At 60.8% G+C, this 14,686-nt stretch carries 9 protein-coding genes and 3 pseudogenes; 5 read left to right on the top strand and 7 right to left on the bottom strand.

Annotated features, from left to right (window positions below; all coding sequences use genetic code 11):
* Positions 1-71 precede the first annotated feature (71 nt).
* Together AB6809_RS35720 and AB6809_RS35715 are read left to right on the top strand one after the other, a co-directional pair.
* A pseudogene (locus AB6809_RS35720) lies at positions 72-611 on the top strand (porin); the annotation flags it as partial.
* Between the two features lie 256 nt (positions 612-867).
* A complete protein-coding gene (locus AB6809_RS35715) occupies positions 868-1,902 on the top strand; it encodes an L-idonate 5-dehydrogenase (protein ID WP_371028536.1) in 1,035 nt (344 codons plus the stop codon).
* Between the two features lie 145 nt (positions 1,903-2,047).
* Here the strand turns inward: AB6809_RS35715 and AB6809_RS35710 are convergent, their stop codons facing one another.
* The 3 genes from AB6809_RS35710 to AB6809_RS35700 all read right to left on the bottom strand — a co-directional run bounded on the left by AB6809_RS35710 (position 2,048) and on the right by AB6809_RS35700 (position 5,158).
* Positions 2,048-2,716 carry an RraA family protein gene (locus tag AB6809_RS35710; protein WP_371028535.1) on the bottom strand — a complete coding sequence of 223 codons (669 nt, stop codon included), beginning with the start codon at positions 2,714-2,716 and terminating at the stop codon, positions 2,048-2,050.
* A 1,368-nt stretch (positions 2,717-4,084) separates the two neighbouring features.
* Complete coding sequence (locus AB6809_RS35705; protein ID WP_371028534.1) at positions 4,085-4,597, bottom strand: ferritin-like domain-containing protein; 513 nt, start codon at positions 4,595-4,597, stop codon at positions 4,085-4,087.
* A 318-nt stretch (positions 4,598-4,915) separates the two neighbouring features.
* Entirely contained in the window at positions 4,916-5,158 is a 243-nt protein-coding gene (locus tag AB6809_RS35700) for a DUF3460 family protein (RefSeq protein ID WP_371028533.1), read from the bottom strand.
* A 179-nt stretch (positions 5,159-5,337) separates the two neighbouring features.
* Here AB6809_RS35700 and AB6809_RS35695 point away from each other — a divergent pair, with 179 nt between their 5' ends.
* Positions 5,338-5,466: a hypothetical protein gene (locus tag AB6809_RS35695; RefSeq protein ID WP_371028532.1), complete on the top strand. Its 129-nt coding sequence runs from the start codon at positions 5,338-5,340 to the stop codon at positions 5,464-5,466.
* 1,232 nt (positions 5,467-6,698) lie between these two features.
* Here AB6809_RS35695 and AB6809_RS35690 read toward each other — a convergent pair.
* A complete protein-coding gene (locus AB6809_RS35690; RefSeq protein ID WP_371028531.1) occupies positions 6,699-7,409 on the bottom strand; it encodes a DUF4142 domain-containing protein in 711 nt (236 codons plus the stop codon).
* 919 nt (positions 7,410-8,328) lie between these two features.
* Positions 8,329-8,820 (bottom strand): annotated as a pseudogene (locus AB6809_RS35685) (DUF4142 domain-containing protein).
* 1,110 nt (positions 8,821-9,930) lie between these two features.
* Here AB6809_RS35685 and AB6809_RS35680 point away from each other — a divergent pair.
* Together AB6809_RS35680 and AB6809_RS35675 are read left to right on the top strand one after the other, a co-directional pair.
* Complete coding sequence (locus tag AB6809_RS35680; protein WP_317015773.1) at positions 9,931-10,089, top strand: hypothetical protein; 159 nt, start codon at positions 9,931-9,933, stop codon at positions 10,087-10,089.
* Positions 10,090-10,180: 91 nt separating this feature from the next.
* A complete protein-coding gene (locus AB6809_RS35675; protein ID WP_371028530.1) occupies positions 10,181-12,232 on the top strand; it encodes a prolyl oligopeptidase family serine peptidase in 2,052 nt (683 codons plus the stop codon).
* Positions 12,233-13,030: 798 nt separating this feature from the next.
* On the opposite strand, the pseudogene AB6809_RS35670 reads toward AB6809_RS35675, so the two are convergent.
* A pseudogene (locus AB6809_RS35670) lies at positions 13,031-14,173 on the bottom strand (carbohydrate porin); the annotation flags it as partial.
* A 40-nt stretch (positions 14,174-14,213) separates the two neighbouring features.
* On the bottom strand, positions 14,214-14,686 hold a 473-nt coding region (locus tag AB6809_RS35665; protein WP_371028529.1), incomplete at its 5' end, for a transposase.

Below are 14,686 nucleotides of genomic sequence, written 5' to 3'. Positions count from 1 at the left end.
AACCGGTTCAGCAGAAACTCGCCGCCTGAAGTCGAACGCGCTCAAGCTGCCCATACACCACTCTTGACGATAGCTCCTCGTCGCCTGCCGTCAGCCTTTCTTACGACCACGGCCCCTTGAGCGTTGGCGCGGCCTATCAGATCGTCAACGACATTGGCGGCCTGACGCCTGCGACCAGCACCTATGGCAGCACGTATTTCGGCGTGACGATCCCGGACAGCTCGCAAAAGATCTTTACCGCGGGCGCAACGTATAAGTTCGGCGCGGCGAAGTTGTTCGGCTCGTACATCTACAGCCACGTCTATCCGGCCGACTATCGCAACGATTCCTTCTCCACCGCGCTCCAGTACTTCATCACGCCGTCACTCGTGCTGGATCTGCCGTTCTACATCGACTTCGTCCATCACGCAGGCCAGAGCGGCACGCGTATCACGACCGGTCCGACGTTCGACTATTTCCTCAGCAAGCGCACCGACGTCTATGTCGGCGTGGACTACAACCACCTGACCGGCGCATGGACGACCCTCGCCGCCGCCTCCGGTTCGAATCAGCCGTTCTATGGCTTCAACTCGCTGTTCGAAGCCTCGATCGGTCTGCGTCACAAGTTCTAAGGTTGCAGTGTGGCACGTCTGTTCGGTGTCGCCCGACGCCGGCAGACCTCTCCGAAGGCGGAATGACATCGGGACGCGAAGTCTTGTCCCGATCGTCAACAATGTGATCGAGAACAAGAACATGCCCAGGGCGCTCGAATGGGCATCCATAAGCGTCGACTATCGGCCCAGACAACTTTGATCTTTGTCGACTGGGCCTCGAGGCGGTACCGTATAGCGTGCTGATCCCGCATTCACCGTTATAGGCCCTCACCCCATGCATGCACTTGTCATTCACGCCCCGCTCGATCTGCGCATCGAGGACGTTCCCACGCCTGAACCGGAAGCCAACCAGTTGCTCGTACGGGTACGGGCCGGCGGTATCTGCGGTTCGGATCTTCACTACTTCAACCATGGTGGTTTCGGCACGATTCGCATCAAGGAGCCCATGGTGCTCGGTCATGAAGTCTCGGGTGCCGTCGCGCGCGTGGGATCTGGTGTGACGGATATGCCGGTCGGCGCCCGGATCTCCATCAGCCCGAGCCGGCCGTGTGGCCTGTGTCAATACTGTCAGCAAGGGCTGCAGAACCACTGCCTGGATATGCGCTACTACGGCAGCGCGATGCGCACGCCGCACGTGCAGGGCGCATTCCGCCAGGAGATCGTGATCGACCGCTCGCAGGCGCACGTTGTGGCGGACTCGTTGAGCGATGCGGAAGCCGCAATGGCCGAACCGCTCTCGGTTGCCCTTCACGCCGTTCGGCGCGCGGGTCCGTTGCTCGGTAAGCGTGTGCTTGTAACAGGATGTGGGCCGATCGGCGCGTTGATCGTGGCGGCCGCACGCAGAGCCGGTGCGGCGATGATCGCGGCAACTGACGTGAATACGCTTCCGCTCGACAGCGCGAAAAAGGTCGGTGCCGACCTCGCGCTTAACATCGCGGAGACGCCGGACGCGCTCCAGCCGTTCGCCGTCGACAAGGGTAGCTTCGACGTTCTGTTCGAGGCGAGCGGCAACGCAGCAGCATTGCGCGGGGCATTCGACGTGCTCAAACCACGCGGCGTGATCGTCCAGGTCGGCCTCGGTGGCGACATCTCGTTGCCGATCAATGTGATGGTCGCCAAGGAATTCGATTTGCGCGGCACATTCCGCTTCCACAAAGAATTCGCCATTGCCGTCGAACTGCTGAACAAGGGATTGATCGATGTGAAGCCCCTGATTTCGGGCATTTTCCCGTATCAGGATTCGGTCAAGGCGTTCCAGACAGCGGGCGATCGTTCAAAATCGATGAAGGTGCTGGTGAGCTTCGATTGATTGCACACGTGTGGCGACGATGACGCGGCAAGCCGCGTTCTCGTCGCCATTCGTCCGTCCATCGCGCGTATGGGCAATGAAACGGCCATAAAAAAGCCGACGTCGCAATACAGACGTCGGCTTTCTCCTGCTTCCCACGCGGGGCTCAGTTATTGCACCGTGCTTCGAGCGCATCGATAAACGCGCGGTTCCAGCGGCCTTCCTTCATAGCCCGCATCGTCTCAGCCTCTGCTTCAAGAACGGCCAGTGCTTTTTCGACGACCAGCTCCGCATCGCCCTGTGGAATAGCCAGCAAGCCATCCTGATCGCCGACAACGACGTCGCCCGGATTGACCACCATTCCGCCGACCGACACCGGCACATTGATTTCGCCCGGACCGTCTTTATACGGCCCCCGGTGCGTGACCCCACGGGCATAAACCGGAAAATCCCGATCGCGGATTTCCGCGACATCACGGATCGCGCCATCTACGACCAAACCGACAACACCTATATTTGCTGCGTAGAAAGACAGAATGCCGCCGACCACGGCGTTGTTGAGATCGCCACCCGCGTCCACGACGAGTACGTCTCCACGACGGCAAAGCTCCAGCGCGCGAAGGTAAGTCAGGTTATCCCCGCCACGCGAGCGCACGGTGACCGCGGTGCCGGCCATGGTCTTCCTGCTGGGCCGCTGATACGGGTGCAAACCCACGCTGCCGATGTTGCGATGCATGTTGTCGCTGAGCGCGGACACGGGGATGTCGCGCAATGCGCTAATGATCGTTTCGGCAGCCTGAGCCGCTGACGGGTTTTTCCTGATGGCTTTGTACATGGTCGATCTTCGTTTCCTGGCGTAAGGGGAAGTGGCTCATGCAGACGAGGAACGCGTCGGCACGACGGGCTCATCTGGACACATTACATCTTTCCGGGGAATGGGAGCCGCTTTGCACCGGCAGAGAGAGGATGCCCGAGTGGCCGCACAGTGATAGCCGGCGCGCTCCAATACCATCCTTGCAGCCGCTGTACTACGGATATAACGGTATATCGTCCCCGCGAATCACGCCAAGACGGGTTCGCTCTTGCACGATAGGAAACGCTTATGAAACGCAATTCCCAGGGCCGGGGTCCTTGTATCGATTTATGCGCGAAGGTACGCGCTGGTCCGATAGCCCGCGACCCTGCACCGTCGTGCCGACTGCGTAAAGGGACGTAGTGCGCCGGTGATAGCGAGGTCACCATCGCCTGCTTACCGCGAACAAAGTACTCCATCGCTTCGAGCGGGGCCAGTTGCGTTACCTTGCCCTGATGCAGCAGGCAGAATAGAGGTGCTCGGACCAACACCGGATCCCCGTGGAGAACTCGCGCTCGACGTCGGCCAGCCGTTTAGGCTTGTCCAAGAATCGCTCAATGGGTGGCGACAACGACGGCAGCACCAGCTTCCGTTCGCGATCAGGCACGGCAGCATTGCCCGCCATCGTTGTATTCGCGCCATGTACATCTTCAGGTCTCCACGATAACTGTGGGCCAATAGCCGCAGACACTGGCGACTTTACTAGCGCTCGTCACATTCTTTACACCGCAACCGCAGCTTCTGAATCGACCATCGCCTCAGAAGCGGCCGCGGTCACGCTCTTCTGCGGTGCCGCTTTCGTCCGAGGCTTTTTTTCGGTCGACGCTTGGCGGCACCTTCCCGCCCACGGCGTTCTTTGCAGCAGCCTTCTTCGTCGGTGGTGCTTTCTTCGCAGCCGCCTTGGTCGCCGCACTCCGTTGCACAACCGGCCTGATGACTAAACCACGTAGAAGATTAGAGCTTGCAGGATGACGTCGGAACGTTGCGCTGGCAATCGATCACGATGGCAAGACACGTCGGACCTGAACTCGCAAACCCTGAAGGATAATTTGAGCGCGAAGCTCGTGCGACAAATGAGGAGCGAGTCAGCGATTTCATCGGGGCCCGCAGCGTATGAGGCTGCAACGAGGCCGCCTATAAAGCTGCAACCTACCGTGCCGAAGCAACGTGCAAGAAAACCTGGCGTATCGGGGGCGTTCATATAAATCACCTTCGCCGAGCGGCCAGGATGTTTGTCGGTAAACCGGACTTCGTGCTTGACGCTATTGCCTGACGAAGGCGCTGAGCAAATGTCAACCGCCCGTTTGCGTGCCACTGAGATGATGGGTTGATGCCTGAACGACGGGAGCGTCACCGCGGCGCCTCGAGACGTGCGCGGGCGGAGCAAGCCAGGTACCGGGTCACCGTCGCTGGGATACGCCCGAACAGCCACCCCGCCATTTCCGCTTCCTGAGCAAGAACATGCTCGCAAATTCTTTTGGTTTGAAGGTCACCACCGGCCTCGGCAGCATGCATCAGCGCTGTATATGAAGCGATTTCCATATGTTCGAAGGCATACATCGTCATGGCGCCTTTCACCATCTCATCCCTCATCGTCATGCCGATGAGCGCTTGGCCGAAGGCTGCCATCTCGCTTGCCATGCCCTTGATCAGCGACGGGCTGCTATCGAGGCGGGCAAGGCATCCCTCAAGCATGGCCTGCTGGCCGAGCGTTTCCTGCAGATGCTGTTCGATTCGCATGCGCATCTGAGGGTCGTCGTATCCGAGGCGGGACGCTTGCGACCCAAGCACCGCCTCGGAATGCTTTTCCATTGCATATGCATTGCGCAGCCAGTGAATGAGGTGCGCCCGTGATGTAGACATTGCTAGCTCTCCGACCGATGTTCCATCGGGCAATCGCCTTGACTTGCCCACCGCCTGGCTGCGCGGCACCGCAGGCTCGCCAGACCGCATCGACAAAGTGACCCGGCCAGTGACCCTGTCCACCCGCCGAGCAAGAATTACCGCCTGCCGCGCTTGCCTTGCGCAATCTCTGCGGCGGGACAGGACGCTCTTCCTGTCTTTGCTCCCGCCCACCGCTCCCTCCCACTGAATGATTTGCAAGTCTTCAGCACGTATTGCGGCCAGCAGCCCGACACTCTTAGTTCGTGCTCGACATACTTGGTGGTGACCGCACTGCCCCTAGCCGACGTCGCCGTAGTAGTCGTAACCGCCTTGCCTCAGCCGGTCTTTTCCGTACGGTTCCTCTGTCGTCTCGCTCTCCATGGGAAGCTTGTCCCATAGCAATGTCCTACCCTGCGTCTGCTCGCGGTCCACTTTCAGGATGCTTCGACTCGTACTGATCAGAAATTGCTGGAAAGGCGATACATAGAGTCCCGCATTCGTCGCGGAAGGTACGTTGCGTGATCGGTTGAACAACTTCATTTTTCCTGTCCTCCTCGTGCTCGACCTCTGTGCTTCGGCATACAGCTAGCCGCATGCCACGGGTCGCCCCGTGACGGGCCGGCCCTGGAGATACACATTTGACCGGAGCAGCTATGAGCAAAGGAAGACATGCGAACAGCTCGGCAGGGCCTGGAAAGCCAACTGCCGTGGAAACGTCGATGATCAAGGAAGAACAAGGCATCGTCGAGTTGACGAGCAAGGATGATGCACCTGGCGGGCCCGAAGGTGCGGGAGTACGGCCGCAGGATGTTGTCGGCGACAGGGAGGATTCCAGGAACGAAGATTAGATCCTGAGACGCGACTGGTGGGTCTGCCTGGCCGGCGATGAGTGTTCACCTAGGCCGCGATCGCCGCGCAAGGCTTACAGCGTCGCGCCATGAATGCGTTAAGCCACCGGGCGCGTTCGGTCAGCGGACTCGCGGCGATGGTGCGTATGAACCGAGCTCGCGCTTTGCGACCGTGATAGTTCCCCCGGCTTTGGGAGGTCACCTTGCGTTGCCGCTTCGGGCGCCGCGTTGCGCGGTCACTCCTGTAGCGCCGTGCGACTGGCGCGACACTCACCCTTCGCTCGGCACCCGGCAATACAGAGCGCCTCGCTCCTTGATGATCACCGGCGGCTCCCGCCGAGATGGATACTTGAGACAGCGGCATTGCGGCGCCAGGAAAGACGGCATTGCAAATGATACTTGGAACAGTCGTAATTTTGTCGAATCGACCCCGTGCGGGCAAACATTGACGGACCGCTGCACTAGCGTATGCAGACCCGCGTGCGGCGCCAAGCATCCGGACCGGTAGAAAAAGAAGCTTGTGGGGATAGGACGGGAAACCGGTATGCCGGCTGACGGTACCGGCGTTTCTACATGGCAAGCGAGAAGGACGCGGGCTATAGATGGCGTCCCCGTGCGCAATCGCGCTGCCGCTGATCGCACATTCCTCGACGTCGCGCACGCATGCGGCGCTACACCTGATCGCCGTATGCTCCGCGCGTCGCATCGCTCGGGGCGATTCCAACCGTCCAGTCGGTGAGGCGGTCTATCGCACCTATTGCGGTTGTGAGGGCTTGTGCAGACTACTTGCGTTGGGCACTGGTCATGCACCCCGCCCAAGGGACAGGTTTCGCAATGCACCGCGAGACGATGGACGGGCGGGAGACTCCCAGCAATAGTTCGGCGGTTCCAGTCCAAGGGTCGCCGACAGTGCGGTTGCAATGCAATTTAGCCTTCTCCTGACACAAAACTTTGTCGCCGCTGACACCGCCGTCGGCTATGTCGCCAGTGGCCTGTGTTGCTGCCCGTCCCGGCGCGGCGCCTACTAATGTTCCGCAAGGCGCGGTTGGCACTGGCATGCTGCGCTACCGGTGTGCAGCCAGACTCGCCGTCATGACATTTTTCTGCGTCTATGAACGGATTGTCGTCGCAACCGGCTCGCAACAGAGGCTAGCATTGTGTATGCCGCCGCGACGGCGCGCATTGCGCCCCTAACGCGCGGGGCCGTTGCGGAGCATCGTTGACATGGCGCTTCATGGAGCGATGCCCTTGCGCGCCGCTAGCTGCCTGGCCATCTCATAGTGATGCTCGATGATGGGCACTCCTTGCTGGGCGAGCGCGCGTAACGAGCTGTTCTGGCCGCCGTTCGCCTCAGCCGAGAACGCGTCCACCGCCTTTCTATGGCCCTCGACGCCCACCAGCTTGATGTATTGCTCGTCGAACTGCTTTCCCGACAGCGGCGACAGCAGATTCATCACCGAAACGTCCGAATTGTCCTTTGGCGCCTGCACGGGTGAGCCTGCAGTCGCCGATTTCAGTTGCAACGTAAGCTTCGTGTGATCGGCGATCATCTGCCTGGCGAACCCATCAACGTCCGGGTCACTAGAACGGGAAAGCGCGAGCTTGCTCGCGTCAATCTCGGTCGAACTTGACATCGACGCCGCTTGCACGAACTCTCGGTCTGGCGAAGGCAAGGGGTTGGCCTGCGTGACCGCAGCAGCTTCGGACGGCCCCGCGCCCTGCGTCGGCACATTCGGCGCACAGCCCACCATGCCTGCCGCCACGGCCGCAAGCATCGGCCCGGCGTTGAGTTTTAGACGAATCATGGAACCCTCCTTGGAAAGAAGAACACGTCGCGGTTGTGCGCAGGCGAAGTTGTCGGGCGCGCACGGTTCTCCCTTAGCATCTTCTGTGCATGCCAGGTCCGGCGATCCAGCGAGCGCGCCGACCGGTCGCTTCGGCAAGGAAAACCTCAATACGCGACGCGTTTTGACCCGCAAGAATAATCGCAGGCTCCCCCGGTCTTAGTAAGCCACGACGGGACAAGGATGCCTGGGCTAGATCCTCCGCTCCGCCTGGGCTACCGGTGACGACCGACAAAGCTCTGACTGGCGAAAACTTCTCCGGTGCGGCGGGGGGACAACTGTGCGGGCTAAGCCCGTCCCCCGCTACCGCCACGCTGCTCTCTCTCTCCTGATTGGCGCCCTGTTCTCATCTTGATTGCCGCGCGGCACGGTGGCGAGCAACGTCGCCTGGTGAGTGTAGCGCCGACGCTGGCGCTTCGGCCCCAGGACCTGCAAACGACTTTTGATGAAACGATTTTTGATTTGCCGGCCAAGCCGAGCGTGCGGAAACCACAAAGCGGCGGTATGGCGATGAAGCCGGTTTCGGCTGCTGTCCCGATGACATGGCAGATCGCATCGGTCAAAAGGCCAACCCGCGGTCGGCGCGCCGAGCTGTTTGTTTGCGCCCGTCATATCGCCACTCTCGCAGGTTAAAGCTACCGACGTGTTACCGCCCGGTCTCTGTTCCGGCTTGTCCGCAGTCGTGCTGGGTTCTGACAGAGTCGTTTCCAGCGTCCGATAAGTTCGTCTCAGCTACGTTCCTTCTTATGTCCTGTGGCCAGGCCATTTTGCCGCGCGGGGGCTCACGCGCCGGGTCGGGTCTGGCGCGACATGCCGCGGCACATTCGACCTCCCTACACCGCTCGTCCATCTCACGTCCGTGCAGATGTCCCGGTCGGGCCACGCACTGCGCAGGATCGTGGGTCGAGGCGCATGTGCCTTCCCTCAAAGCGCGCGCGCGCCATGTCCCGGCATCGTTAGACGCCGCCTTCATTGCGACTGGCCGATGATCGGATGCAGGCGCGTGGCGAGTGGTAGGTTAAGGGGGACGAACGTCGCCGCTACTGCGACGACGCCGCCCCCGTAGTCCATGTAACAGTTCGGTGGCACGCTGGAGATGATTCGTTCCCACCGGCACGCCTCGTTCAGCAAACGCTTTGACATCAGTGTCCTCGCCGCTTTGCGCCTCACCTTTGAATAGCCCATTGCCCATCATATGAATGCGCACCTGCGCAACCGCGTATTCCCGGTCGAACGCGGCACCGGACATATGCGCGAGCTCGTCCTACAGTGTCCGGCTCGCGGGCTCCATGGTCTTCAGAAGGCGAACTGACTTCCGCTCTGCGAGCTCAGACAGCTCCGCGTTGATGCGAGTATGTTCGGCCACCATGCGCTGCCCAAACGACCGAACGTCAGCCGAAGCTCCACGTTCGGAGGTCAGTTTCCCAAGTTCAATCTCAGACGTACCTACGCTCGCCGCGGTCAGCATGAACTGCTGGTCGCTCGGCGTGACACGTGCTTCCCACTGCATTGACCGACAGCGGCCTGCGGCAAGAGCGCCCGCAAGGCACCGCTAGAGACGAAAAATGTCAAAAACATTGAGCCGGACGACTTCTCGGTGTACCGCCGCATCCCCGACCTGCAGGATGGCTCTCACGGGACAATGCGGCTCGGCGCGTTGTCGTCCCCAGACAGCGACGCCGACAGTAATCCGAGTCCAATATGGCTGGTTCATCCTGACGGGGCGACCGGCTTTCCTCTTCGGCGGTTTGAGCGAGCTCTTCTGTTCCCTGTATGCAAGCCAGGCAGCGCGTTGACGATGCGGAGGTCACGGCGTTTGTCACGCTAGGCCGCGCTCCGACGGGCCCTTGTCGTTGCTTTGCACCGGCGCCGACACCGCCTGGGCCGGCGCCGCGCTCGCTGCCGGCTCTTGTATGGTTCAGGGTATTTTGCCTGCTGCCCGCTTTGCTGATACCGGTCGCCGCGGTTCGCCGGACTTTATCGGCTTGCGTGTCCTGCGTGATTCATCTAGCGGAGGATGCAGTTTTGATGATCGACCGTGCATTTGCGCATGGCGCGGTGCCGTTACCGACGTACATCAGCCGCTCGCTGGTGCAAGCACCCGGCACCCGTACTGTCGAACGCGGCTGGGTCGACCGGCGTTTGTCTAGCGCCCGGGGGGCGAGTACGTCCCGTGCAATATTCGCGTGTAAGAGGCGCAACTTTGGCCAATCGCTATGCCGCCGGCGATGCGCTGAGTGCGCATATCGGGGCGTCCGCCAAAAGAAGGGCAACTCCCGCGCCCTATCGGCGGGCCTTTCTTTATTGGCGCCAGGTGGGGGATTACGCGCCGATTAACAGTTCGCTCCAATGACGCCTGAAGGTCTGCGTCGACACGTCGCCCAGTCGATTTTGCGGGCAGAGCAAAGTGAATACACATCAATACGCGGCGGATAAGGCGAAGCCCGTACCCCTTCAACTTAGCGCCGTATGCGCTGCAAGCCGGGCTATGGGACTCACGCGGACCGGCCGCGTTCACAGGTTAGGATAGCGAATCACGTCGCCGGTCCGTATGGCGGCACGCAAGATGCTCAACTAATCGCGCGTCACTTGGCGCGCCGAAACCTACCGGAGAAAGATCATGACGAATCAGGAAAACCAGCGGAACGAGCAGAACCAGCGCAACCAGCAAAATGAGCAGGAGCGCAACCAGAAACAGGAGAACAGAAACGAGAACCGCAATGAGAACCGCAATGAAGAAAACCGGGAGGAACAACAGCGCCGGAACGAACAGAAGTGACCCTGCGCAGTCGCTTTAAGGACGAATAAGCCAATGCGTGTTGCCAAGGCGACTGGCATATAGCGCAAGGCCCCGTTTGGAGACGACGAAAATGTCGACTGCATTTGAGCCGGACGATCTCTATCTGTACCGGGACATCACCGATTTGCAATGCCAGCTGCAGGGCGACCTGGCAGCCTGTGAGTTGTCATCGCCCGAGCGTGATACCGACAGCAATCAGAGTTCCATCTGGCTCATTTATCTCGACGGTGGTCGACCACCTCATCAACTCACATCTGGCGGGTCCGACTCGGCGCCTCGCTGGTGTCCCACCGACAACGCGCTCGGGTTTCTTTCAAACCGGGGTGACGGTCGTCAGATCTACACCATCCGAACCGATGGCGGAGAGGCCAAACGCCTGACTAACTTGCCCTCTGGTGCGATGTCATTCGGGTGGGCTCCGGATGGCAGGAAGCTCTTTGCGCTATGCACGATCTCGGCCGATCCGGAGAAGCGCGGTCGCACGCAGAACGACGACGACGAGGGCGCAGGCCGGCCGGCCGACGCGCCGCGGCTCATATGGCGGCTTCCTTATAAGATCGACGGCGCCGGTTACACCCTCGACACCGAGATTCATCTCTACACCATCGACGCGCAAACCGGCGAATCATGCCGCCTCACGCGGGGATCGTTCGAAGTAAGCGGCGCTGAATGGTCGGCTGACAGCAAACGCATCGCGTTCACACGAACCCGTGAGGGACGCGTCGCACACCGAACCGACGTTTGGGTCATCGACGCCGACGGTAACAACGCGCGACAGATCACTAGCACAGTAGCATCGGCGGGCTTCCCGCGATGGTCGCCCGATAGCCGGTTCGTCGCATTCACCGGCAGTGAGCATGATGGCGATGCGCAGATGCGGCTGTGGTTACACGACCTTCATACTGGCGAAACGTGCGGACTTGGTGATGAGAGCATCGAGGTCGTTTCCGGGAATACGGTGTTCTGGTCGCATGATTCAAAACGCTTGTATTGTGTTCTGGCGCGTCACGGCAGGCAGGAAGTCGCGGCCGTCTCGGTACCGGATGGACAACTCGAGCGCCTGGTTACTGGCGACAGGCAAGTTAGCCAACTATCGATCGGCGAGAACCGTCTGCTCTACACCTCGGAAGACGGTCGCACGCCGAGCGATGTATGGGCTTCGCGCCTCGACGGCACCTGCGCGCAGCAGCTTACGGATTTCAATCCGTGGTGGCGCGAACGGACCGTCCCCGTTGTCACCCTGCGCCAATTCGAAGTCCCGGACGGAGACGGCGGAACAGAACGGGTTGACGGCTGGTGGCTGGCGCCGCCCGGCCGCAAAACACCGGGGCCCCTTCTCGTTGACGCACATGGAGGCCCGGCGAGTTATGCGTTGCTGAGCTTCAACTGGCATGTCTACTGGTACATCCTCATGTCGCAAGGGTGGGCAATACTTGCTTTGAACCCGGTCGGCTCGAGCAGTTATGGAAGGGATTTCAGTTCGCGCGCGCGCAGAAAGTGGGGCAAGTGTGACCTCGACCAGCAACTAGCCGCAGTGCAAACGCTGCGCAACGAAGGGCTGGTGGACGAAAGGCTCGCCATCACCGGCAAATCTTATGGCGGCTTCCTCAGTGCGTGGGCGATCGGCAATACCACCGCATTCCGCGCCGCAGTCGTGTCAGCACCTGTCACCAGCATCGAGACGCACTTTGGTGTCTCCGACAGCGGCTATTACTCCGACTGCTACTCGATGTACGGCAAGCCGAACGTAGAGCGAGACGCAATGCGGGAGCTGTCGCCGCTCAGCTACGTCGAGAAAGTGCGCACGCCGACATTGATCCTGCAGGGCGAAGCCGACGAGCGTTGTCCCGTCTGCCAGGCAGAAGAACTGTTCACCGGCATCATGGCGACAACCGACACACCGACGGAACTGGTCACTTACCCGGGCGGGAGTCATCACTTCTTCGAATCGGGCCGACCGTCGCATCGCAAGGACATGCTGACGCGTCTGACTGGCTGGCTGGAAAAATGGGTCGAGCAACCACTGCGCTGCGACACCGTCCAGTCCTGCGCGACTAAAAACGGTGAACGTACTCCCGGGCAGCCCACTACATCTGATCGGGCGACGGAAGCGGCGTCGTAGCGCGAACCGTTCTCGTCGCCCAGCAGTGCGGGTCCGGGACGACCAAATCCGTTACGCGCATCCTTGTTTACCGCAAAACGCAGGCGCGCGCCGCGTGTCACTTGCACTACCTGCGGCGGGGAAAAAGGCGGAGAGGTAGCGCCGTCGACAGCGGCCCGCGTTTTGAGCAACTTACCATCCACCCTGTATTTGCTACACCGTCCAGACCAGGCCACAGCGCCTTCATTTCGACCGGCGCCGGCCGCAGGACGGGCGATGCAAGGCGACAGCCGTCACTGCCACAGCGCGTAAGATCGACACGCTCTTCTATAACACGCTGCGAATGGCATCGACTACGTCGATCTAGGCGCGGATTACTATGAACGGCGTTACCCAACAATCGGCGAGTTCGGCCACGAGGAGACACTTCACGTCAAAATGCCCTCGCGGCCGGCGTTGCAACACGGCCACTCGCGAGGGAGGCCTCCTGAGTCTGGCATTGGCAACACGGCATTTCCTTACTCCGTAATCGCGAACCAGGCTTTGCCCTGTTCCGGGTCAAGCAGTTGGGCCAAGCCCGGCTTCCCGAAGCGCCAGGATGTCTTCCGTTGCGGCCATCACACATCGCCGGGTGTTTGACGTAGTACCAGGAGCGTCGCCAGTTCATGTGCACTCGGGCACAGCCGCCCCCCGGGGCGCGTGGTTGCGTTCAATAGCCTTCATGGCCAACCACCTGCCTTTCGAGACTCTTTGCATGCCTTATATCAATTGCCCGCATGCATTTCGTCGTTGCGACAACCACGTCAAGATGTATCGGCGTCAGAAAATGACGTTGGTCCGCAGTCCCACCACGGCTTCATTGCCGACACGTTGCGATGGGTTCTCCGGATTCGGAATACCGCCCGCCGGACGGAACGCGTACTGGATGTCCGCCTGCAACTGCCACCATGGCGCGACCTGATACTGGTAGGTCGCCTCGATCAGCGTCTCAGCATTGCGCGACGGATACCCCGGCGTCTTAAGGGAGGCCGTGTCACCGGCGAGCCCCTGTGCATGTGAACCAATCTTCGCGTAGCCCACAGCCAGCCCGGCGATGTCGTTGTCGCGCCCCTTGAGCGGGGCCTTGAGCGTCACACCGGCGTTCACCCCCAAGTCAACCAGGTTGCGGTCGCCCGGTGCGCCCATGATTCTGGCAAACGCGCCGACCGATTGCGGACTGTCCACCCTCAGGCGCCAGACCATCTGGTCAGCCACAGCGTAGAAGCTGTAATCGCCCCGATGACTTTGCGGGACACCCGTACTCGCGGGGTTCGCGAGCGGCAAACCGGTGTTGTCGAACTGCTGGTCGGCGAAACGCTGCGTGTTGTACCAGAAGCCCAGCTTGTAGGTCCCAGGCAAACCGCCCGGCTGTGCGTCCGTCGGGCTGGCCGGAGGTTGGTTGATTGCATACTGCATCTCGCCGATAAACAGCGCGCCGTTGTGTAGGTTGTAGTTCGTGCCGTGACTGTTCTGTTTCTGCGGATCACCGACATCACTACCCGCAGGGTTTCCGTCGAAGACGCCTGCCAGCAGTGTCCACGCGTCGGACGGTTTGCCGCGTACTCGCACACCCAGCGACGAAAGCGGATAGGCCGGGCCGCCCGCCGGCATGTCGACTGACGGCAGCACGGGCCATCCGAATGTCGCGTTCATGAACGGAGTCGCGTTCTGGCTCACCACGAATTCCTGGTCGAGACTCTGCTGCCCGACCTTCACGTCCACCTTCCCTGCGAGCAGAGAGTGCTGATACCAGAGTTCCCAGAGTCTGGTCGTAGTATCCGCCTCCACGCCGGTCGCGGTTTGCAGGGTGTGCAGGTTCCGCTGGGTCAGGTTGGTGCCATGAATCTGCAACCCGGACACGTCAAAGGTGCCACCCGGCAGCCCGACGGCCTTTTGCGTATCCACGACTACCCCGAACTGGGTTGAGATTGACCCGCTTCAGCGGACAGATTTGCAGTTGGGTTTAGTACGGTATTGATCCTCCTTTAAGCGTTGAGTCGCGGGTTGTCCACGGCCGGGTAGCGGGTCGCCTGTCTCGACCATGACGCTGCCCGGCGGTGGGCAACCCGCGCGGCGCTGACATTTCATTTTTCGAATGCAGATTTTCGAATTCCAGCGGCGAACAATAACCGATGCTGCTGTGCAGGCGGCGCACGTTGTACCATCCTTCGAGGAACCAGAAGATACGTGTACGGGCCTGCTCGTGGGTCCCGAAGTGTTCACGCATCAGCAGTTCTGCTTCGAGCGTGCCGAAGAACGACTCACACATCGCATTGTCATAGGCATCGCCTGCGGTACCCATCGATGGCTGCACGCCCGCCTCGCGGCAACGCCGCCCGAAGGCAATGGACGTGTACTGGGCGGATTCAACCGGTCGTCGCAACACCTTTGATCGAGGAGGTGTTATGGGACGACCAGCTGGCTGGATGTATAAGT

It is taken from the genome of Paraburkholderia sp. RCC_158 (genome assembly GCF_041355255.1).
GTDB lineage: Bacteria > Pseudomonadota > Gammaproteobacteria > Burkholderiales > Burkholderiaceae > Paraburkholderia > Paraburkholderia graminis.
The sequence above is the reverse complement of the archived record's forward strand: the minus strand, read 5'-3'. Positions and strand labels throughout refer to the sequence as shown.